This is a genomic window from Parasutterella excrementihominis YIT 11859, assembly GCF_000205025.1.
GTDB lineage: Bacteria > Pseudomonadota > Gammaproteobacteria > Burkholderiales > Burkholderiaceae_F > Parasutterella > Parasutterella excrementihominis.
This window is the reverse complement of the sequence record NZ_GL883719.1, coordinates 1-21,616: the sequence shown is the minus strand read 5'-3', so window position 1 is coordinate 21,616 and position 21,616 is coordinate 1. Positions and strand designations below refer to the sequence as shown.

General features: G+C 52.0%; 21 protein-coding genes and 3 tRNA genes. 19 read left to right on the top strand and 5 right to left on the bottom strand.

Annotation, left to right across the window (positions count from 1 at the left end; translation table 11 throughout):
• Positions 1-22: 22 nt before the first annotated feature.
• Positions 23-1,741, bottom strand: a complete 1,719-nt coding sequence (recJ, locus tag HMPREF9439_RS07120; RefSeq protein WP_008811471.1) for a single-stranded-DNA-specific exonuclease RecJ — start codon at positions 1,739-1,741, stop codon at positions 23-25.
• 16 nt (positions 1,742-1,757) lie between these two features.
• Positions 1,758-2,801, bottom strand: a complete 1,044-nt coding sequence (locus tag HMPREF9439_RS07115; RefSeq protein WP_008864331.1) for a hypothetical protein — start codon at positions 2,799-2,801, stop codon at positions 1,758-1,760.
• Positions 2,802-2,906: 105 nt separating this feature from the next.
• Here HMPREF9439_RS07115 and HMPREF9439_RS07110 point away from each other — a divergent pair, with 105 nt between their 5' ends.
• The 9 genes from HMPREF9439_RS07110 to HMPREF9439_RS07070 all read left to right on the top strand — a co-directional run bounded on the left by HMPREF9439_RS07110 (position 2,907) and on the right by HMPREF9439_RS07070 (position 10,645).
• Entirely contained in the window at positions 2,907-4,142 is a 1,236-nt protein-coding gene (locus tag HMPREF9439_RS07110; RefSeq protein WP_039896221.1) for a lipoprotein-releasing ABC transporter permease subunit, read from the top strand.
• Entirely contained in the window at positions 4,135-4,824 is a 690-nt protein-coding gene (locus tag HMPREF9439_RS07105; protein WP_008811474.1) for an ABC transporter ATP-binding protein, read from the top strand. Before HMPREF9439_RS07110 ends, HMPREF9439_RS07105 begins: the two co-directional genes overlap by 8 nt.
• The gene (locus HMPREF9439_RS07100; RefSeq protein WP_008811475.1) at positions 4,825-5,637 is read left to right on the top strand and encodes a TatD family hydrolase; all 813 of its coding nucleotides are present in this window, start codon (positions 4,825-4,827) and stop codon (positions 5,635-5,637) included.
• 167 nt (positions 5,638-5,804) lie between these two features.
• Positions 5,805-6,386: an ACT domain-containing protein gene (locus tag HMPREF9439_RS07095; RefSeq protein WP_008864328.1), complete on the top strand. Its 582-nt coding sequence runs from the start codon at positions 5,805-5,807 to the stop codon at positions 6,384-6,386.
• Positions 6,387-6,406: 20 nt separating this feature from the next.
• Positions 6,407-7,780 (top strand): PFL family protein, encoded by a 1,374-nt coding sequence (locus tag HMPREF9439_RS07090; RefSeq protein WP_008811477.1) that lies wholly within the window; start codon positions 6,407-6,409, stop codon positions 7,778-7,780.
• Between the two features lie 15 nt (positions 7,781-7,795).
• Positions 7,796-8,152, top strand: a complete 357-nt coding sequence (locus tag HMPREF9439_RS07085) for a RidA family protein (protein ID WP_008811478.1) — start codon at positions 7,796-7,798, stop codon at positions 8,150-8,152.
• A gap of 106 nt (positions 8,153-8,258) precedes the next feature.
• Positions 8,259-10,370: a RelA/SpoT family protein gene (locus tag HMPREF9439_RS07080; protein ID WP_008811479.1), complete on the top strand. Its 2,112-nt coding sequence runs from the start codon at positions 8,259-8,261 to the stop codon at positions 10,368-10,370.
• A 67-nt stretch (positions 10,371-10,437) separates the two neighbouring features.
• Positions 10,438-10,514 (top strand) — tRNA-Val (locus HMPREF9439_RS07075).
• 54 nt (positions 10,515-10,568) lie between these two features.
• Positions 10,569-10,645 (top strand) — tRNA-Val (locus HMPREF9439_RS07070).
• A gap of 48 nt (positions 10,646-10,693) precedes the next feature.
• Here the strand turns inward: HMPREF9439_RS07070 and HMPREF9439_RS07065 are convergent.
• The 3 genes from HMPREF9439_RS07065 to HMPREF9439_RS07055 are packed head-to-tail and all read right to left on the bottom strand — an operon-like array spanning position 10,694 to position 13,359.
• Positions 10,694-11,626 (bottom strand): SPFH domain-containing protein, encoded by a 933-nt coding sequence (locus HMPREF9439_RS07065; RefSeq protein WP_369975295.1) that lies wholly within the window; start codon positions 11,624-11,626, stop codon positions 10,694-10,696.
• Positions 11,627-11,660: 34 nt separating this feature from the next.
• On the bottom strand, positions 11,661-12,083 hold the full coding sequence (locus HMPREF9439_RS07060) for an NfeD family protein (RefSeq protein WP_008864327.1): 423 nt from the start codon (positions 12,081-12,083) through the stop codon (positions 11,661-11,663).
• 22 nt (positions 12,084-12,105) lie between these two features.
• Complete coding sequence (locus HMPREF9439_RS07055; protein ID WP_240141142.1) at positions 12,106-13,359, bottom strand: M20/M25/M40 family metallo-hydrolase; 1,254 nt, start codon at positions 13,357-13,359, stop codon at positions 12,106-12,108.
• A gap of 84 nt (positions 13,360-13,443) precedes the next feature.
• On the opposite strand from HMPREF9439_RS07055, the gene HMPREF9439_RS07050 reads away from it, so the two are divergent.
• From HMPREF9439_RS07050 to HMPREF9439_RS07005, 10 genes are all read left to right on the top strand, one after another.
• A complete protein-coding gene (locus HMPREF9439_RS07050; RefSeq protein WP_008811483.1) occupies positions 13,444-13,734 on the top strand; it encodes a hypothetical protein in 291 nt (96 codons plus the stop codon).
• Between the two features lie 165 nt (positions 13,735-13,899).
• On the top strand, positions 13,900-15,825 hold the full coding sequence (gene thrS, locus HMPREF9439_RS07045) for a threonine--tRNA ligase (protein ID WP_008811484.1): 1,926 nt from the start codon (positions 13,900-13,902) through the stop codon (positions 15,823-15,825).
• Positions 15,826-15,829: 4 nt separating this feature from the next.
• Positions 15,830-16,363 (top strand): translation initiation factor IF-3, encoded by a 534-nt coding sequence (infC, locus tag HMPREF9439_RS07040; protein WP_008811485.1) that lies wholly within the window; start codon positions 15,830-15,832, stop codon positions 16,361-16,363.
• Between the two features lie 139 nt (positions 16,364-16,502).
• Positions 16,503-16,700, top strand: coding sequence for a 50S ribosomal protein L35 (gene rpmI / locus HMPREF9439_RS07035; protein WP_008811486.1), 198 nt, complete (start codon positions 16,503-16,505; stop codon positions 16,698-16,700).
• Positions 16,701-16,718: 18 nt separating this feature from the next.
• Complete coding sequence (rplT, locus tag HMPREF9439_RS07030; protein ID WP_008811487.1) at positions 16,719-17,075, top strand: 50S ribosomal protein L20; 357 nt, start codon at positions 16,719-16,721, stop codon at positions 17,073-17,075.
• A 127-nt stretch (positions 17,076-17,202) separates the two neighbouring features.
• Positions 17,203-18,219, top strand: a complete 1,017-nt coding sequence (gene pheS, locus HMPREF9439_RS07025; RefSeq protein ID WP_008811488.1) for a phenylalanine--tRNA ligase subunit alpha — start codon at positions 17,203-17,205, stop codon at positions 18,217-18,219.
• Between the two features lie 17 nt (positions 18,220-18,236).
• The gene (gene pheT, locus HMPREF9439_RS07020; RefSeq protein ID WP_008864326.1) at positions 18,237-20,648 is read left to right on the top strand and encodes a phenylalanine--tRNA ligase subunit beta; all 2,412 of its coding nucleotides are present in this window, start codon (positions 18,237-18,239) and stop codon (positions 20,646-20,648) included.
• Positions 20,649-20,657: 9 nt separating this feature from the next.
• Positions 20,658-21,014: an HU family DNA-binding protein gene (locus HMPREF9439_RS07015; RefSeq protein ID WP_008811490.1), complete on the top strand. Its 357-nt coding sequence runs from the start codon at positions 20,658-20,660 to the stop codon at positions 21,012-21,014.
• Positions 21,015-21,020: 6 nt separating this feature from the next.
• Entirely contained in the window at positions 21,021-21,446 is a 426-nt protein-coding gene (locus tag HMPREF9439_RS07010) for a MerR family transcriptional regulator (RefSeq protein WP_008811491.1), read from the top strand.
• A 31-nt stretch (positions 21,447-21,477) separates the two neighbouring features.
• Positions 21,478-21,554 (top strand) — tRNA-Pro (locus HMPREF9439_RS07005).
• Positions 21,555-21,616 lie beyond the last annotated feature (62 nt).

Here is a 21,616-nt window from a genome sequence, read left to right as displayed (position 1 = left end):
TTGTTTGCACGACAGAAAACCGCTAGGCCGTCCAGTCCTCAAACTCGTCTTCCATACCTTCGATGATGAGCTGCACCGACTGACGTCCTCGGAAGTCATTGATGTCGAGCTTGTAAGCTAAACGCACGGTCGGAGGCAGTTCGCGTTTGTGGCGGAACCAAATGGCCTGAATCTCTCTGCCGTCGACTTCAAGAGAGAGCTTCAGATGCTGATCTTTCAAGACTCTCTGAGAAAGTACCTTGAACTGATTGGCAAAGAGCGGTTCCGGGAAAGCCTGACCCCAGACGTGCTTGCGGATGGCTTCAACGAGTTCAATGTTGAAGTCGGAAGCTCTGAGCTCGCCGTCTGTGACGATGTTGCGCTCGAACATTTCCGGATCGGAAAGTTCTTTGACAGCGCGGGCAAAGAGCTCCTTGAATTCATCAAATGCATCCTTACGGATCGTAAGACCTGCAGCCATCGCGTGACCGCCGAATTTCAGGATCAGCCCCGGACTCAGTTTGCTGACACGATCCAATGCATCGCGCAGATGAATGCCGGGAATAGAGCGCCCCGAGCCTTTAAGCACATGCTCGCCGTTTTCTTCCGACGGAGCAAACGCAATGACCGGGCGATAAGTTTGTTCTTTGATGCGGGAGGCTACTAAACCGATGATGCCGGCGTGCCAGTCGTCACCCTTAAGAACGATGGAATTGCTGTCATCGACGGAAATCGTCTGTAGGGACAGAATAGCGTCGGACTGCATGGATACTTCGCGGTTGCGGCGCTCGGCATTGATTTGGTCGAGTTCTTTTGCGTAAAAGAGCGCCGTGTTGTAGTCGTAGCTTGTCAGACACTCAACACCCTTGTTGATGCTGTCCAAACGACCTGCGGCGTTGATGCGGGGCCCGAGGATGTAGCCCAAGTCATTGGCACTGATGCGATGCGCATTCTTGCCTGCTACGGAGAGCAGGGCGCTCACGCCGGGCTGCATTTTGCCGGCGCGAATGCTGTCCAAGCCTTTGGAAACGAGGATTCGGTTGTTGCGGTCTAACGGGACAACGTCGGCAACCGTACCCAAGGCCACCAAATCAATGAGATGCTGAAGATTAGGCTGTTTTCCGTTCGGGTAAGCGCCTTTGGCGCGGAGTGCGGAGCGCACGGCGATTAACACGTAAAAGATGACGCCCACACCCGCCAAAGATTTGCTCGGGAAGGTATCTCCGCGCTGATTCGGATTGACGACGAGGGTGTCGGGGATTTCATCGCCGGGCAGGTGGTGGTCGGTAACGACGGCCTCGATTCCGAGGGTTTTAGCATGTTCAACCGCAGCCACCGAAGAAATTCCGTTGTCTACGGTAATGATGAGTTCGGCGCCGGCAGCGGCTGCTCGATCGACAAGCTGAGGAGACAGGCCGTAGCCGTCCTTGTCACGGTCCGGGATTAAATAAGAGACATTGAAGGCGCCGAGCGCCTGCAGTCCCAGAATACCGACGGAAACAGCAGTCGCGCCGTCACAGTCGTAGTCCCCAATGATTACGATCTTTTTCTGTTTCCAGATGGCATCGGCAATCGCTTCTCCGGCTTCTCTGCAGTTTTTAAGGTCCCACGGAGAAAGCATTTCCTTGAATTCGTAATCAAGGTCGGACGGGCTGGTGACGTGTCTGGCCGCTAAAGCGCGGGCCAGAGGTTCGGGAAAGCCGCGGTTGGTGAGCGCCTGAACGACATTTCGGTCAAATCGGCGAATCGTTATTTTGGTCATAACTTTTTAGTGTTCTTTAGCGGCCGGAGTTCAGCCATGCTTCTGTGTAATTTTTTGGGCTCTTCCAAAAGGCAAAAGAAGATTTTTGTTCCTGAAGTTTTTCAATGACGCTGACGCGCAGACCATCGGAGGTGACCAGGCGGGGATGATATTTTTCAAATCCTTTTGCCGTGGCGGTCAGGTGCTCCATGCGCTTAACGGCGCGTGTCCATGCGGCACTCCAGCGCGCAGGATCCGTTTTGACGGATGGATCGTTAAAGTCATCCAGGATGCAGAGACGGTCGCCTTCAGGACAGTCGGGCCAAACAGCCGTCGAAGATTTAATGTAGGCCCGCGCAATGCCCGCCGCCTCAGAGATCCCGCGAATCGTGGGATCGCTTGTCAGAGCACAGCGAATCTGAGTGTAGGGAAGAAGCTGCTCCTCAAAAGCTCCGCCGTTGATCCAGAAACCTTCAACCGGAGGCCGTCCGGCTTTTGCTCTGTATTCATTGAAAACGCTTTTTGCAAGACTTTCTTCGATGACTCGAGTGATTTCAGTCCATTCAGCGGCTTCGGGACCAGCCGGCTGTGCTGCCGGTTTGTCTTCCTGAGCAAGCCACGGAGTAATCAGAACCTGCCATGCTTTTTTGCGCGCGAGGAAAAAGCGTCCGTCCAAAACCTGCACTTCAAAATTAAACTGACGAGCAATCGGATTCAAAAGGTCTCTGAGGTCGCACTCTTCATCGATATCAAAGACATCACCGGCGCTTTTAAGCACGCCGTTTTCTTTGCGGTAGCCGTTTAAAGCCCAAAATTCCTGATGGACTTTCGGACCTCCAAGACCTTTCCAAAGATAGGGAGCGGACGGGGCAAGATTTTCGCGCTGAGTCAGAAGCATCCATACCCACTGCATCGAAGCAAAACCGCTGAGCGCCGGGTTTTCAAAAATCGTGGCGACCTTCGGTTCTCCGAAACCTTCAAGGAAATTCCGCAAAACGGGCGGATAGGCGTCCTTTCCTAACGCTTTAATTTCATTAGGAGAAGGCAGAGAATTGGGCAATAAAAATATACATGCGGGCATAGCCTTAAATTCTAATTGTTTGATCTCACAGCTAGAATAGCCTGAACGTTTAGTTGGATAAAATTTGTGAAAAATAAACCTTTATCCGGTCTGCCCTTCGAGTGGATGATCGGTCTGCGATATACACTGTCGCGCCGCAAAGGACGCAGCGACGGATTCGTATCGTTCATATCAGCCATGTCGATGGCTTCCATAGCCTTGGGCGTCATGGCCCTCATCATAGTCTTATCCGTGATGAACGGTTTCCAGAAAGAAGTTCGAGACAAGATGCTCTCCGTGCTTTCGCATGCCGAAGTGCTTTCGATCGGAGCTCCGATTCCGGACTGGCAGAAGACTGCCGCAGAACTGAAGAAGCAGCAGCCAGAGATCATCGGCGCAGCGCCTTTCTTAAGGGGGCAGGGACTGCTCACGAGCGGCACCAACGTGCGCGGTGTCCAGCTCAACGGCATTGATCCTGAGACGGAATCTCAGGTCAGCGATGTCGCAAAAAATATGAAGATCGGGCGCCTCTCTGATTTAAAACCCGGTGAATTCAAGATCATTCTCGGCACGGACTTAGCCAGAATGCTCGGCGTGATCCCCGGAGAAAAGGTCAACGTGATGGTACCTCAGGGACAGTTCACGCCGGCCGGAACCATGCCTCGCATGCGCCAGTTCACGGTCGCAGGCGTCTTTAATTCCGGCCACTACGAGTTTGACAGTGCAATGAGCTTCATCAATCTCACGGACGCCGAAAAACTCATGCGTACTCAAACACCCGGAGGCATTCGACTGAAGCTCTCCAACATGCAGGATGCACCGAGAGTCGCCGCTGAACTCAATAATCAAATGCCGCCGGGTCTTTTGGCAACCGATTGGTCTCGTCAGAATCGGACTTGGTTTGCGGCCGTTCAAGTCGAAAAACGCATGATGGGCATCATTTTGTTCCTGATCGTTTTAGTAGGCGCGTTTGGTCTAGTCTCTTCATTAGTGATGACCGTCAACTCCAAACGCAGCGACATCGCAATCCTTCGAACCCAAGGCGCAACGCGCGGTTCGATCATGCGCATCTTTATGGTTCAGGGCGCCTTCATCGGAACCGCCGGCGTGCTGATCGGTGTCGGCGTGGGGCTTCTCATTGCCTGCAATGTGGGCTCCATCGTAGGCGCGATCGAACAGCTGTTCGGCGTTCAGTTCCTGCCCAAAGAAATCTACTTTATCTCGGCAATGCCGAGTGATCCGAGGGCATCCGATGTGATCCCGATCGCCGTCTTTTCTTTCTTGCTGGCTCTTGCGGCCACTGTCTATCCGAGCTGGAGAGCGGCAAACATTCAACCGGCTGAGGCACTGAGATATGAATAACAACGTCGTATTAAAGGCTGTCGGCCTGCAGAAAAGCTATAAAGAGGGCGGCCGACTTTTGCATGTTTTGAAAGACGTCAATCTGGAAGTTCACGAGGGCGAGTCGGTGGCAATCGTGGGCACATCCGGCTCTGGTAAAACAACGCTCCTGCAGTGCATCGGCGGTCTGGACCGTTTTGATAAAGGTTTGATCGAAATCGGCGGAGAAAACATCGCCGAACTCTCCGAGCAGCGCTTAACCGAGCTGCGCAACCGCAAACTCGGCTTTGTGTATCAGTTCCACCATCTGCTGCCGGAATTTACGGCCATGGAAAACGTGGCGATGCCGCTCAAAATCCGCCGTGAAAAAGCTTCCGTCGCGCAAAAAAGAGCGGAAAGCCTGCTCAAAGCCATGGGTCTTGCCGACCGCGTGGATCATCTGCCGAGTCAGCTTTCCGGCGGCGAACGCCAGCGTGTCGCCATTGCCCGAGCCGTGAGCGGCTCTCCGCTGTGTCTTTTGGCCGACGAGCCCACCGGCAACCTGGACGGTGAGACGGCCGAAGTCGTTATCGACTATCTGCTCAAATTGTCGTCCTCTCAGGGCCTTGCCTTGGTCATTGTGACGCATGATCCGGATATTGCCGCGCGATGCGATCGTGTCGTGCGTTTAAAGAACGGATGCATCTTGCCTGAGGAAAACTAAATGCTTCGCTGGATTGACACCCATAACCACTTATTTGTTCTTCCCGAAGAACAGCAGAAAAAAGAAGTTTCGGAGGCCCGCAAAGTCGGCGTCGTCTCTTCTTTGGTGTGTGCCAGCGGTGTCAGTAATCTGGAAGAGGCTCGGCGCTGTGCCTATGAATATGATCAAGCCTACGCCTGCGGCATTCATCCGCTTTACATCGGATACTCCTGGAAAGAAGATCTGACAGCGTTGGAAGCCTTTCTGGAAGAGCACAGAGAAGATCCTCGTCTGGCAGCGGTAGGCGAGTGCGGACTGGATTTCTCTGCAGCCTGCAGCGTTCCGCATGACGTTCAGGAAGAAGTGTTTTCCACGCAGTTAAAACTTGCCCGCAAATATGGTCTCCCCCTGAGTCTTCACGGCCGTGAAGCGATGGATATCGTGCTTAAATACATTCGCCGTCTGCCCCCGCAGCTCGGCATCATTCATGCGTTTAACGGCAGTATGGCCCAGGCACAGGTTTTTCTGCAGAACGGTTTTAAGCTGGGCTACGGCGGAGCGGTGTCCTATGACGGCTCTAAGCGCATCCGCAAAATCTTGTCTGAACTCCCGGATGACGCCTGGGTACTTGAGACGGATTGTCCGGATATGCCGCCGAGCTGGGTGCGCGAAGAAAACAAAGAGAACCCCGAAAGCGCCCTTGCGGACACGGCCTGTTACGGCGCAGTTGCTGCGGAATTAAGAAATACGACGATAGAAGAAATCTCGGAACAGAGCATTCAAAACACACTCAAAGCGATCCCGAAATTCGGAGTGTTAATTTCCGCCTCCTGAGACGAAAAAAGTCATTTTGTTTCCTAAAAGAGGGCTTTTGCTTGGCTAATATAAAGACTGTCTCGACGATTACGGTCGCCGAGTCGGGAGAATTCGTCCTTATAAATTGCCAAGATCGGAAATGACATCCGAGTCTGCGGCAAAACTCATTCTTTTAGGAAATTAACGTGAAGCGAATTTTAGTGGCTGTCACCGGTCCCGACAGCTTCGGTGTTGTTTACACAACCTCCGATACTCTAAACAAACTCGGCTGTTCCATCATCGATATGGATCAAACGACGGTGAGAAATGAATACTCCGCCATCATGATCGTGGATAAGCCGGAGAGTGTTGGCGACGACGAAGTCGCAAAGATTATTAAAGAAGCACTGAGGGGCAAAGGCTTCGATATGTCCGTCCTCGTCCGCGATTACGTTCCGGGCGAAGCTACCGTTACCCAAGGCGAACCGTTCGTTCTGACTGTGGACGGTACCGACAGCAGGGATATTCTGACGGCGTTTACCAGAGTGTTTTATGAAGGCCGCATCAACATCGACAGTTTCAGAACAATTGAAGTAAAACTGGACGATGCCGGCAACCCTCTGCCGCAGCCGCGTGTTCTTCTGGTGTTTGAAGTCACGGTTCCTCCCGAAGTGGACAGAAAGGCTCTGAGCAGAACACTTTCCGATATCGCCCACGACCGTCATCTTTCCATGAGCATGCAGCACCGCAGAATTTTTGAAGCGGTTCATCGTGTGTCTATCGCTTAATTCAAAAAGGAATAAATCAAATGCTTACAGAACGCGAGGTCATCTCCACGCTGGATATGCTCAGAAGCGAACATTTGGATGTTCGTACCGTGACCCTGGGCTTGAACTTATTCGATTGCGCAAGCGATAACTTCGAAACTTTCGCTTATCGCGTCCGCTCCAAAATTAATCGCCATGCTAAGAACCTCGTTGCCATCTGCAACGAAGTCGGCGACCGCTATGGTATTCCCGTTGTTAATAAACGTATTACGGTCTCTCCGATCGGAACCGTCTGTGCCGGATACAGCCGCGATCAGATGGTCAAAGTCTGCAAACTTTTAGATGACTGCGCCACCGACGCCGGCGTTGACTTCTTAGGCGGCTTCGGTGCCTTGGTCGAAAAAGGCATTACTCCGGGAGAAAGAAACCTGATTGACGCGCTGCCCGAAGCTTTGGCAACAACCAATCACGTTTGCTCTTCCATCAACGTCGGGCGCACCCGCACCGGCATCAATATGGATGCAGTGAAGCTGATGGGCCACAGAGTGCTGGATGTTGCTGCCGCAACTGCTGATCGCGACGGTCTCGGCTGCTGCAAGCTGGTTGTCTTCTGCAATATCCCGGAAGATGTGCCTTTCATGGCCGGCGGTTATCTGGGCGTCGGCGAAGCCGATGCCGTGATCAGCGTCGGTGTTTCCGGTCCGGGCGTTGTGAAAAAAGCAATTGACCGCGCCGTTCGCAGAAGAGGCGAGCAGGTCTCAATCACAGAAATTGCTGAAATCATTAAGACCACTGCCTTTAAGGTAACGAAGGTCGGTCAGCTGATCGGCACCGAAGTTGCCGAAAAAATGAATCTGCCTTTCGGTGTGGCTGACCTGTCTCTGGCCCCGACACCTGAGGTCGGCGACTCTGTCGGTGAAATCTTCCAGAGCGTCGGTTTGTCCTCTATCGGAGCCCCGGGCTCTACTGCTGTGCTCGCCATGCTGAACGATGCCGTGAAGAAGGGCGGTGTCTTTGCTTCCTCTTCCGTCGGCGGACTCTCCGGCGCCTTCATTCCCGTGAGTGAAGATGCGGCCATTGCCGATGCCGCCGCTAAAGGCCTCCTGACACTCGAAAAACTCGAAGCCATGACCTGCGTTTGCTCTGTCGGCCTCGATATGATCGCGATCCCGGGCGACACACCGGCTGACGTAATCTCCGCCATCATTGCCGATGAAAGCGCCATCGGTATGATCAATGCCAAGACCACGGCTGTCCGTTTGATTCCTGTTCCCGGCAAGACCGTCGGTGAACGTGCAGAATTCGGCGGTCTGCTCGGCGGCGCCGATATTATGGCCGTTCAAAAGGGTTCGGCGGCTGGCTTCATCAACCGCGGCGGACGCATCCCGGCCCCGATTCACAGCTTCAAGAACTAAGAGAAGGAAACCAATATGCCCGAGATTAAACGTATCGAGCCCGGACGCCGCTTCAGTGAAGCGGTGGTCTGCGACGGAGTGGTCTATATCTCCGGACAAGTGGATTTAGCCCGTAACCGAGATCCGAAAGTACAGACCGCAGAAGTTCTCAAAACCATTGACGACCTGTTGGCCAAAGCCGGGTCGGACAAAGAACATATTCTTCGCTGCACTGTCTACTTGTCGAATATGGGCTACTTTTCCGAGATGAATCAGGCTTGGGAAGAATGGGTGAGCAAAACCAATCCCCCGGCCCGATCCGTCCTCGAGTCTGCACTTCCCGATCCGTCTTGGAAAGTACAGATTTCAACAGTCGCAGTTGTAGTGGATTAACGCGCCGAAATTTAGACAAATCAGACAGATTCGGTAAAATTACGCATCCTTTTGTAGAAGGTGGTTTCTGTATCAGGACTGCCTTCTTTTGTTTAGTGGTAAAAGAATGGAAGAATCTGCTCCGACTCTTAATTTGGCTGATGTCCGTCGTATCATTGAGCCTCTTTACGAGGGTCAGAAACTTTTCACAGGCGAGTCCGTAATGGCTCATGCCGAGGGCGTCGTGGATATCCTTCGCGGCATTCGCGATGACGATGACCTCCTGGCTGCAGCTTATCTTTTTTGTGTTTGGAACCAGCTCAAAAATCCGAAGGAATGGCTGACCAAGCACTTCGGCAGACAAGTCTGCGAACTCGTCGCAAATCTTAAAGTCGTTATTGACGTGAGCGAAAAAGCCCGCTCCCGTGAGGGAGAGGCTCGCATCAGTCAGCAGCCTGACGCCGTACGCCGTCTGCTGCTTGCTCTGTGTACCGACCTTCGCGTGGTACTGCTGCGTTTGGCTTCGCGTCTTCAGACGCTGCGTTACTTCGCAGCAACCAAAGCTCCGGGTGCAAAAGAATACGGTGCCGAGACTTTGGCGCTTTACGCTCCGCTTGCCAACCGCTTAGGTATTTGGCAGATGAAATGGGAGCTCGAAGATCTGTCTCTGCGCTTTACCGAACCTGAAGTTTTCCACACGATTGCCAATAACCTTGAAGAAACCCGTGAAGAACGTGTTGCTTCTATTCAGGAAGCCGTGCGCAGAATTCAGGCATTGCTGGCTTCTCGAGGTATTCAGGCTTCGGTTTCCGGACGTCCGAAACACATCTATTCCATCTGGAAGAAGATGTGCAAGAAGAACCTGAAGTTCGAACAGCTCTTCGACGTGCGAGCGATCCGCATCATCGTGGATTCGGTCGAAAAATGTTATGAGACGCTTTCGCTGATTCAGGAATCTTTCGAAGTTCTCTCTAAAGAATTCGACGATTACATCGCAAAACCGAAACCCAACGGTTATCAGTCTTTGCATACCGTGATTGTGGGCTCCAGAGGAAAACCGCTCGAGATCCAGATCCGAACCCGTGCGATGCACGAGTTCGCAGAACTCGGTGTGGCCGCACATTGGCGTTACAAAGAAGGCTCCAAACGCAAGGCCGGAGAACACGAAGAAGATCGTGTGGCTTGGCTGCGCCAGATGCTGGCTTGGAAGAGTGACGTTCAGGCTGCTCCGACGCCGGAAGCCGCTAAAGACGAACATATCTACGTTCTGACGCCGCAGGGCAAAGTCCTTGATCTTCCTGCCGGCAGTACGCCGATCGATTTCGCCTACCTTCTGCATACCGAACTCGGCCACCGCTGCCGCGGCGCCAAAGTTGACGGTGTGATGGTTCCACTGAATACCAAACTTCAGAGCGGCCAAACAGTTGAGATTATTGCGGCCAAAGTCGGTGCTCCGAGCCGAGACTGGTTAAACCCGGACTTAGGCTTTACGGCTTCTCCGAGATCCCGCACGAAGGTCCGTCAGTGGTTCAATGCTCAGGAAATGGAGCAGGCACTTACGGCAGGCCGAGAAAAAATCGACAAGGACTTGGCGCGCTTGGGTAAAACCGCTGTCAAGCTCGAAGATTTGGCTAAGCGTTTAGGTTTCAACACCGTTGATGACCTGTGTTTGGCTGCCGGAAAAGACGAACTTGGTCAGAAAGCGATCGAAAACGTTTTAGCGCCTCGTCCGCAGAAGAACCCGCAGGAAGAGGAAAAGCTGGAACCGGCAGCGCCTAAGAAAACCTCCGAGCACGAGAAAGGCAAGATTCTGGTGGTAGGCGTCGACTCACTGCTGACTCAACTGGCTCGTTGCTGCCATCCGGTACCCCCGGATGAGATCGTCGGTTTCGTGACACGCGGACGCGGCGTAACGGTTCACCGCGCCGACTGCCCGAACATTCGTTCGTTGGACGAAGAGGGCAGAGATCGTCTGATTGAAGTCTCCTGGACTCAGGATGAATCGTCCGTCTTCCCGGTCCAGATTTTGGTGATCGCAGCCGACCGGATGGGCTTGCTTAAAGATATCTCTGAAATCCTTTCTCGAGAAAAACAGAGTATTTCTGCGATGCAGACGGTTCGCGTCAAGGGCGACGTGCATATGACATTCACGATCGAAATTCACGGCAAGGACGATTTGAACCGTACTTTGGCCGCTATTCGCGAAGTTAAAGGCGTGTTTTCAGCAAGAAGAACGTAAGAGTTTGCAACAGCCTTGCGTTCGACTTGCACAACTAAAAAAATGACTGTATAGTTTCGACTTCTTCAGGCACGTAGCTCAGCTGGTTAGAGCATCACCTTGACATGGTGGGGGTCGTTGGTTCGAGTCCAATCGTGCCTACCAAAACCTCTTGTTTTGGTTTGAAGAAGCTGTCTCGAGTTGAGAGACGACAATTTTAGGCACATAGCTCAGCTGGTTAGAGCATCACCTTGACATGGTGGGGGTCGTTGGTTCGAGTCCAATTGTGCCTACCAAGATTTCGCCCGGTAGCGTAAGCTCCTGGGCATTTTCGTATAGGCGTCTTATTCGACCTTGGGGATGGCCGGGGCGGCGGCCGGCTTACCGTTTTGCTCGCGGATGATCGTCATCGCTGAAGCGACCATCGAGCCCATGTCGGCGAGATTGGCCGGAAGAAGCAGCGTATTACCTTCCTTAGCAATTTTTCCGAAAGCTTCCACGTACTTTTCCGCGACTTGCAGATTGACGGCCTGCATGCCTTGCGGCTGGCTGATAGCCTGTGCAACGGCACGAATGGCCTCAGCTTGAGCCTTGGCGACGGCTTCAATCGCGCGGGCTTCACCTTCCGCCTTGTTAATCGCGGCTTGTTTCTCGCCTTCGGATTGGGCGATCATGGCCGCTCTTTCGCCTTCTGCAATATTGATTTCTTTTTGCTTCTGGCCTTCCGAAGTGGCAATGACAGCGCGTTTTTCGCGCTCTGCCGTAATCTGCAGCTGCATCGCGCGCAGAATTTCTTTCGGCGGCGTCAGATCCTTAATTTCATAACGGAGGACTTTCACGCCCCAGGTCTGAGCGGCTTCGTCTACCGCCTGAACAACTCTTGCGTTGATCTCTTCGCGTTCCTCGAACGTTTTATCGAGCGACATCGTGCCGATGACGCTTCTGAGAGAAGTCTGGGCAAGTTGTGTAATGGCCATCACGAAGTCGGATGTTCCGTAGCTGGCAAGTTCCGGATTGGTGACCTGGAAGTAGAGGACACCGTCCACTTGCAGCTGAGTGTTGTCTTTGGTAATGCAGATTTGGCTCGATGTATCCATTGGAATTTCTTTGAGCGTCTGGCGATAGGCAACGCGGTCGATAATCGGAATGATGAAATTCAGACCCGGCTGAAGCACGGTATGAAATTTTCCAAATCGTTCGACGACCCAGGCTTCCTGCTGTGGAACGACGCGAACCGATTTGGCAATGAAGATGACGGCAAAGACTGCCAGCACCATGATGAATACGGCGAACCCTCCGATTGCTTCCATATTATTTCTCCTGTTTGAGTTTGATAATTAAAGTATTTCCGCTCATCCCGACGATCTCCCAAAGGCCGGGAACCATCGGTGAACCTTTTTCCGGTTTGGCATCCCAGACGGTTCCGCGATAGAAAACTCGAGCTTTGCCGTTTTTTTTCCATTCCTTGACTTCGACGGAGTGTCCGTCGTTGATGTGCTGCAAATGGTCGGCATCCGTGCTTACGGAGTTTTTCCTTTTCCGATAGGACAGATAAACGCAGCCGGCAATGGCAAAGACGGCAAACGCGAGCAGCTGAAACAGTATTCCCGCTCCGATCAAAGCAAAGATAAAGGCGGCCAATGCGGCTGCAGCAATAATGAGCAGGTAGATCGTGCCGAGAAGAATGTCGGCGCCGGCTAATACGACGGCTCCGATCAGCCACAAATAAATCATAGAAAACACTTCATGCGCTCCTTTAGGCTTTGTCCAGAGGTGCAATAACACCGTCTAATCCGGCGAGTACGGACAGCATCAGAATGGACTTCTGTTCGCAGGCATAGACGCCTTTCGGATTGAACCATTCCTTAAGCGTATGAGTGCCGTATTCTTCGCCGCCGCGTCCGAGTGTCACGGCAGGGATGCCGCGCTCGATAGACATGTTGGTATTGGTGCAGCCGCCCGGCAGGAATTTGTAATTTCTGCCGACGGCTTGAGTGGCCAGTTTGGCAAGCTGAATGATCGCTGCATCATCCGGCTGAGATCCTGCGGGGACGTCCAGCGTCTTTTCGATCGAAAGACTGAGTTCTCCTTCGCCGCCTTCTTTCTTTTGTTCGATTTCAACGCCGCGGCGGATGGCATGATAGATTTGTTCTTCTATTTCATTCAGTGCAGCCTGAGAATTTGAACGAGCATTGATCTTGAAGACTGCTTTCTGAGCGATGGCGTGAATTGCCTGACCGCCTTCGATCAAACTGACGGTCAGAGTTGTCTTAGGATCTTTCGGCGGAACGATCTTGGCGATTTCCGCGATGGCCAAGCCTGCGGTATGGATGGCGCTGACGCGTTCGCACGCTGTCCACGCGTGACCGCCCGGGCCTTCAATCGTGACCTCAAGGTCGATCATGCCGGTGGCGTTGGCGTAAAAAATTTCTGCCGTCGCGCCGTCAATGGAAATTGTGGCCAGCAGATTGGTTTTGTCTTTGAGCTGGTCAAGTGTCCAGGCCATGCCTTTCATGCCCCCGAGACCTTCTTCGCAGACCGTACCGCAGAAGTAGATATCGTGAACGGGTCGAAGATTTGCCGCTTTAAAAGCTCTCAGAACAGCGAGGTTGGCGGCGATAGCACGGGTGTCGTCGCAAATGCCGGGGCAGTGGATACGTCCTTCGGCATCTGTCTCAATCCCTTTGACGTCGCCGAAAGAAAATACGGTGTCTAAATGGCCTTCGAGTAAAACACTGCAGCCGGTATTGCCGGTTCCGTGCAGCTTGCCGATGACGTTAAAGTGCTCGTCCATGTAGATATCATCCAGACCGGCCTCACGAAGCATAGAAAGGTAGCGTTCAGCTTTGGCTTTTTCGTGACCGGTCGGCGCTTCGATCAGTACGAGTTCTTTCTGATCACGAATCGTTTCTTCGAGATGGTCTTTCACATAGTCGAAAGCACGTTGTACGGAAGGGCTGGTTTTGACTGTTTCTACAGCTTCGACAATCTTGGGAGAGAAGTGTTCCATTTTCGGACCTTTTTGCAGTAATTGAAGATTTGGAATAGGTATCCTTGCAACATTCATATTAAGAAAATCGCATAAGGAGCGAAAGTGCTAATTTCATTTTTGACGCTGATCCTGTCGTTTTGCATCGGAATTCTGTCCGGCCTCTTTTTTCGGAAGAGAGTTCCTAATTTTCTCGGGGTGGTGTTGGCTTGTGTCATAGGTGCCTTTATCGGTATTTTGGCAACCTACATCATTCTTAAATTCCTCCTTTGGATCGAAGTTATCGGCTCAGTGAATACCGACTGGTTTATCCGTCAGTGTATTTGGCTTACCGTTCTGTCGGTTTTCGGCGTCATCCTGAGCGGGAAAGCGTTTAAGGACAAACCCACGAAATAAGTTTTAAAGCTAAGTATTAAGCCTCTGAAAGGCTGAAAAAGTAAGGCGCGACTCAGCATTAGGCTCCGGTTAGACGGTAAAATCTACTTTTTACGTTCGGCTGGGCCTTTTTGCGTCCGCGCTCGAACCAATCGAATAATTTGAAGAATTTTTGGAGAAAGATTAATGATCGAAGTAACTCTGCCCGACGGCTCCAAACGTGAATTCGATTCACCGGTTACCGTAGGTGACGTTGCAGCCTCTATCGGCGCCGGCCTGGCTCGCGCTGCTTTGGCAGGTAAAGTTAACGGCAAACTCGTGGACCTGTCTCACCCGATTACCGAAAACAGTACGGTTTCGATTGTGACTGACAAAGACCCTGAGGGCCTTGAGATCATTCGTCATTCGACCTCTCACTTGATGGCTCAGGCAGTCAAGGAACTGTATCCGGAAGCCCAGATCACGATCGGGCCGGTGATTGAAAACGGTTTCTACTATGACTTCTCTCTGCCGAAACATCTGACCAACGAAGATCTGCCGCTCATCGAAAAGAAGATGGACGAGATCGTCAAACGCGATCTTCCGATCGTTCGTGAAGAGATGGACCGCGACGAGGCCGTCAAATACTTCAACTCCATCGGCGAACACTACAAGGCCGAAATCATCGGTTCTATTCCCGCAGGTGAAACTATTTCTCTGTACCGTCAGGGCGACTACGTCGACCTTTGCCGCGGACCTCACGTCCCGAGCACAGGCCGTCTGAAAGTTCACAAGCTAATGAAGCTTGCCGGTGCCTACTGGAGAGGCGACAGCAAGAATGAAATGCTGCAGAGAATTTACGGTACCGCCTGGGCCAAGAAAGACGATATGGCTGCTTACCTCCATATGCTGGAAGAAGCAGAAAAGCGCGATCATCGCCGCCTCGGCAAGGAACTCGATCTCTTCCATTTCCAGGAAGAAGCTCCGGGTCTTATCTTCTGGCACGCTCGTGGCTGGGCACTCTGGCAGCAGGTTGAACAGTACATGCGCCGTGTTTACCAGGACAACGACTATCAGGAGGTTAAGGCTCCTCAGCTGTTAGACCGTTCTCTCTGGGAAAAATCCGGTCACTGGTCTAAGTACAAAGAAAACATGTTCACGACAGAGTCGGAAAACCGTTACTACGCTCTGAAACCGATGAACTGCCCGGGCCACATTCAAATTTTCAACAGCGCCGTTCGCTCCTACCGCGATCTGCCGATCCGCTACGGTGAATTCGGTGCCTGCCACAGAAATGAACCGTCCGGCTCTCTGCACGGCTTGATGCGCGTCCGCGGTTTCACTCAGGACGATGGGCACATCTTCTGTACAGAAGATCAGATTCTTTCCGAATGCACCGCTTACACCAAGCTCGTTCAGAAGGTTTACGCCGACTACGGCTTTACCGATATTTCCTACAAGATTGCAACACGTCCGGAAAAACGTATCGGTGACGACGCAACTTGGGATAAAGCAGAAAAAGCTCTGATGGATGCATTGGATGCTTCGGGCATCAAGTACGATATTCTTCCGGGTGAAGGCGCTTTCTACGGTCCGAAGATTGAATACCATCTGCGCGACTCCTTAGGCCGCGGTTGGCAGTGCGGTACGATCCAGGTCGACTTCCAGATGCCGGCTCGCCTCGGTGCCGAATATGTGACCGAAAGCAACGGCAGAGCCACTCCGGTGATGCTCCACCGCGCAATCGTCGGCAGCTTGGAACGCTTCATCGGCATGCTGCTTGAACACTATGCCGGTCAGCTTCCTCCGTGGCTTGCTCCGGTTCAGGTCGCCGTTGCCAACATTACCGACGACCAGGCCGATTACGCCAAAGAAGTGGTTTCTATGCTCAAAAAGGCGGGTCTTCGTGCCGAAGCAGATTTGCGAAACGGCAAAATTACATATAAGATTCGCGAACTTAGCCTGCAGAAGCTTCCTTACATCCTCGTTGTCGGAGCTAAGGAAAAGGCAGAAGGTAAAGTCGCGGTTCGAGTTCGCGGCGGCAAGGATCTTGGCGCCATGAGCGTGGAAGACTTTATTAAGCTCGTTCAGGAAGATGTGGCAACGCGCCGCAACGTGAACGAAATTGAATAACTAATTGGAGACGAAAATAGCTCAAGAACGTACACACCGGATCAATGGCGAGATCCGCGTCCCTGAAGTTCGCTTGACGGGTCTTGACGGCGAGATGATCGGTATCGTCAGGACCTCTCAGGCTTTAGCCATGGCCGAAGAGGCAGATGTTGACTTAGTGGAGGTCGCGCCGAACGCTCGTCCTCCGGTCTGCCGTCTGATGGATTACGGTAAATTCCGCTATCAGGAGCAGAAGAAGGCACAGGAACAGAAGGCCAAGCAGAAGGTCATTCAGGTCAAGGAAGTGAAGTTCCGTCCGCAGACGGATAAGAACGACTACGACACGAAACTTCGTGCTTTGACTCGTTTTTTAGCCGACGGTAATAAAGCAAAGGTCACACTGCGCTACAGAGGCCGTGAAATGGCCCACCAGGAATTTGGTACAGATCTCCTGAATAAAGTGAAAGAAGATTTGGCTGATATTGCTCAGGTCGAATCCTTTCCTAAACTTGAAGGTCGCCAGATGATTATGGTTCTGGCTCCTAAGAAAAAGAAATAGTATTCTTACAAATTAATGATTTGTTTTGGAGTATTATTACGACCCTGCTTTCGGGCAGAAAATAAGTGAAACCAGGCTGAACAAGATCCTCAGTGTCTGAGGGCGCCTGCAATCATCTAATAAAAGGAACTTAGGCAAAATGCCCAAGATGAAAACCAAAAAAGCTGCGAGTAAGCGTTTTAAAGTTCGCTCCGGCGGCTCCATCAAGCGTGCACACGCTACCAAGCGTCATATTCTCACCAAGCGCACGACGAAGAACAAACGTCACCTGCGCGGCATGTTAACCATCAGCGAGTCGGATAAAAAAGAAATCCGCGCGATGATGCCTTACGCTTAATTTAGAGGAGAGAATAAGATGCCCCGAGTAAAACGTGGTGTAACGGCTCGTGCCCGTCATAAGAAAGTATTTGCGCTGTCCAAGGGCTTTACCCTTCGCCGCAATAATGTTTATCGTGTCGCTAAGCAGGCAGTTATGCGTGCCGGTCAGTACGCATACCGCGATCGCCGCAACAAGAAACGCGTATTCCGCCGTCTGTGGATTGCTCGTATCAACGCCGGTGCTCGTGCCAACGGCATGAACTACAGCCAGTTCATGAACGGCCTCAAGAAAGCCGGTATTGAACTCGACCGTAAAGTTCTGTCCAACATGGCTATCTTCGATAAAGAAGGTTTCGCCGCTGTTGTTGCTAAAGCTAAGGCTAGCCTTGCTTAATTAGCTTCAGACACGCAGGTTTCAAGCCACTTTCAGTGCTTTGAAACTGCTAAAATACCTACAAAAGCCTGGTTTGATATGCCAGGCTTTTGTTTTTTCAGGTTACTAAAAATCCAACTGACCCAATATGGAAGATCTCAGTCTAATCATTCAATCTGCCAAAGAGGCTTTTGATCAGGCCGCAACGCCGGCAGCCCTTGAAGACGCGAAAGCGGTCTATCTCGGCAAAAACGGTTCTTTGACAGCATTGCTGAAGGGGATGGCAAAACTGTCCATCGAAGAAAAACGCGCTCGCGGAGCCGAAATCAATAAAGCTAAACGTGAAGTCGAAACGCTGCTCAATAATCGACGTGAAGCTTTGGCCCGCGAAGAACTCAACCGTAAATTGACCTCTGAATCGGTCGATATCACGCTCCCCGGACGTACGTTCGGCTACGGCGGTATTCATCCGGTCATGAGAACCTGGATGCGCGTCGAAGAAATCTTTAAAACGATTGGCTTTGATGTTGCCGACGGCCCTGAAGTTGAAAACGACTGGTACACCTTTACAGCTTTAAATAATCCGCCTAATCATCCGGCCCGCTCTATGCAGGACACGTTCTACGTGGACATGAAGGATGAAACCGGCAAACAGCTTCCTTTAAGACCGCATACCTCTCCGATGCAGGTTCGTTATGCCCGTCAGCACAAGCCGCCTATCAAGGTCATCGCTCCGGGAAGGACCTATCGCGTGGACTCCGATGCAACGCATTCCCCGATGTTCCACCAGGTCGAAGGTCTTTGGATCGACGAAAACATCAGTTTTGCCGACTTGAAGGGCGTCTATGTTGACTTCCTGAAGCGCTTCTTTGAAACGGACGACCTCATCGTTCGCTTCCGTCCGAGCTACTTCCCGTTCACCGAGCCGAGCGCTGAAGTGGACATGATGTTCACCAGCGGTCCTAGAAAAGGAAAATGGCTGGAAATCAGCGGCTCTGGCGAGGTCCATCCGAATGTCGTCAGAAACTTCGGTTTAGATCCGGAACGCTACATCGGTTTTGCTTTCGGTTCCGGTCTTGAAAGACTGACCATGCTCCGCTACGGAATCGATGACCTTCGTCTTTTCTTCGAAGGCGACCTCCGCTTCCTCAAACAGTTCAACTAATCGGCGAAAGGATAAAAATGTTATTTTCAGAAGAGTGGCTGCGCCATTACATCAATCCTGCCCTCAGCAGCGATGAGCTGTGCGAAACCCTGACCATGGGCGGTCTGGAAGTTGAAGGCGCCGAACCGATTGCGCCGGCTTTCACCGGTGTGATCGTTGCTCAGGTACTGACCTGTGATCAGCATCCGAATGCAGACAAACTGCATGTTTGTACAGTCGATATCGGCAAGGGCGAGCCCGTACAGATCGTCTGCGGAGCTCCGAACGTTAAGGCTGGCGTCAAGGTACCCTGCGCCACCATCGGCGCCGTTCTCCCCGGCGATTTCAAGATTAAAAAAGCCAAACTCCGCGGTGTCGAGAGCAACGGTATGCTCTGCTCCAGCCGAGAGTTAGGTATCAGCGAAGATCATTCCGGTTTGTGGATTCTTCCGGAAGATGCGCCTGTCGGAGAAGACATTCGCGTCTACGAACGTCTAGATGACAAGAAGATTGAAGTCAAAGCAACTCCGAACCGCGGTGACGCTTTAAGCGTGATCGGTGTCGGCCGCGATTTGAGAGCGCTGACCGGTGCCGAGCTTTCCCTCCCGGATTTCTCTCCGGTTCCGGCCACCTGCGACCGCGTTCACGAAGTACGCAATGAGGCCCCGGATCTTTGCGGACGGTTCGCCGGCCGTGTGGTCTGCGGCGTAAATGCGAAGGCTCCGACGCCTCAGTGGATGAAGGACCGCCTGGAACGTTCTGGACAACGTTCGATTTCTGCGTTGGTGGACATTTCCAATTACGTCATGCTCGAGCTCGGCCGTCCGACTCATATTTTTGACCTCGATAAGCTTGACGGTCCGCTGACTGTTCGCTGGGGTAAAGAAGGCGAGAAGGGCGAACTGCTCAACGGTCAGACCGTCGATATCGATCCGTATTTCGGAGTGATCAGCGACAACAACGGCATTGAAGCCATCGCCGGCATCATGGGCGGCGATCATGCCGCCGTCTCGCTGGAGACGAAGAATGTCTTTATTGAAGCTGCCTTTTGGTGGCCCAAAGCCATTCAGGGCCGCTGCAGAAAATTAAACTTCTCGACCGATGCTGCCTATCGTTTTGAGCGCGGTGTGGATTTCCAGTCCAATGTGGATCACATGGAATACATCACTCGCCTGATCCTCGAGATCTGCGGTACCTCTGAAACCAAGGTCGGTCCGGTTGTCGACGAAATCGAAGAGCTGCCCGTTCGCGAACCCGTTCGCATGAGAGCTGACCGCTGCAGAAAAGTCATCGGTGCTGATATCTCCGACGACAAAATGGCCGAGTGCTTTACTCGCTTAGGCTTCTCTTTCAAGAAAGAAGGAGACACCTTCGTTGTAGATGCGCCGAGCTATCGCTTTGACATTGAGATTGAAGAAGACCTGATCGAAGAAGTTGCTCGTCTTTACGGTTATCAGAACCTGACGGAAATTCCGCCGCTGGCTCGCGTAGCTATGCTCGAACGTTCTGAAGCAAAACTCGACCGTCATGAACTTCGCAAGAAGATGGCTGGTTTAGGTTTCCAGGAACTGATTAACTATTCCTTCATCAGTGAAGATGCTGAAGCAGACTTTGCCGAAGTGAAAGATCCGATCAAGGTTTTGAATCCGATCGCTTCTCAAATGGCTGTGATGAGAACACAGCTGATCTCAGGTTTGGTGGATCGCCTTAAGTACAACCTCAATCGCAAGGCTGATAGAGCCGCTTTGTTTGAATTGGGCCGCATCTTCAGGCGTGATCCTTCCGTTAAGGGTTCCGACTCCGCCGTTGAAGGCGTGTATCAGCCGCTGCATCTTGCCGCACTGGTATACGGTTTTGCCCGTCCCGCTCAGTGGGGAGAGAAGGCCAGAAACTTTGACTTCTTCGACTTAAAGGGCGCAGTAGAGATGTTGCTTCCGGGCCGCAATCTCCGCTTCGAAAAATCTAACCATCCTGCACTCCATCCGGGACGCGCCGCCACGGCTTATCTCGACGGCGAAGAAATCGGATTTATCGGTGAGCTTCACCCGGAATTGGCTCATAAGTATGAGCTGCCGCATTCTCCGATAGTCTTTGAACTCAAGGAAGAAGCGCTTCTTGATATCGGAGTACCGGTCAACCGCAGTCTGTCTAAGTTCCAGCCGATGTCCCGCGACATCGCCGTATTCATTGACGATGCAGTTCCGGTTCAGAAGCTGATGGATGCCGTTCGCAAGGCTGCGAAGAAGGATCCGCGCCTGCTGAGTTTGTCATCTTTCAAACTCTTTGATCTTTACAAACCCCAGGATGGTGCTAATGTAGGGAAGAAGAGCCTTGCATTTAACATGTTGCTCCAGCGCCCGGATGCTCAGCTTTCTGAAGAAGAGGCTGATGAGGCCGTCGCCGCTGTGGTAGAAGCCCTCGCTAAAGAGGGTGCAGTCTTGAGAGATTAAGGGGAAGTCATGGCAAACATTGGTCCTGACAATTTTGAACTCGTCAAAGAGTTGCTTGGGGATAAGAACACAATGAACCGCAGCACGCTCGAAGAAGTTCTCTTCGAAGAGCTCGGCTTCAGCCGCGAGATGTCTCGAGTTTTTGTGACTCAGTTTTTCCAGACCATTTCGGATGTTTTGGCAACCGGAGAGGAAGTAAAACTCACGACACTCGGCAGGTTTGAAATCTGCGGAAGAGCCTATAAAATGTTCTTTGATCCGGAGGCCAAGGAATGGTTTGACGCTCCGACCCGTTTGGATGTCTACTTCCATCCTTCCAAGAAACTGACGGACTTTATCGATTACAACCTCCGCCAAAAGGCTTGATAGCGGATGCCTAGAAAGAAAAAGCTTCCTGAATTGCCGCCGATACCTTCGAAAAGGTATTTTCCGATTCGGGAAGCGAGCGCACTTTGTGGTGTAAAAGATTATGTCCTGAGGTTTTGGGAAAAAGAATTTTCTCAGCTCAGACCGATGAAGCGCGGAAGCCAGCGTGCTTACCGCGCAAAAGATATTTTGATTGCCCGCAGAATACGGGAGCTTCTCTACGGAGACGGCTATCGTATTGATGCGGCAAGAGAAATTTTGAATAAAGAAGACAGAGAAGCAAAAGCCGGTGCATCTGCACCACAGCTTCCGGAGACTTCTTTCCCTGGTTTTGAAGGAGCCGGGACCTTTTCTCAGGCGGAAATCGATTGGGAAGAATTTGATTCTGTCGTCTATAACTTAGAAAAAATCGAAGAGTTTTTGCACAATTAAAAAAAATCGTGTAATATCACGGTTCTTGAGTCGGGGCGTAGCGCAGCCTGGTAGCGCACTTGCATGGGGTGCAAGGGGTCGCGAGTTCGAATCCCGCCGCCCCGACCACAAATTCTCGAAAGGCTGTCCAAGTGGCAGCCTTTTTTGGTGTGCTCGGCATGAGCATTCTC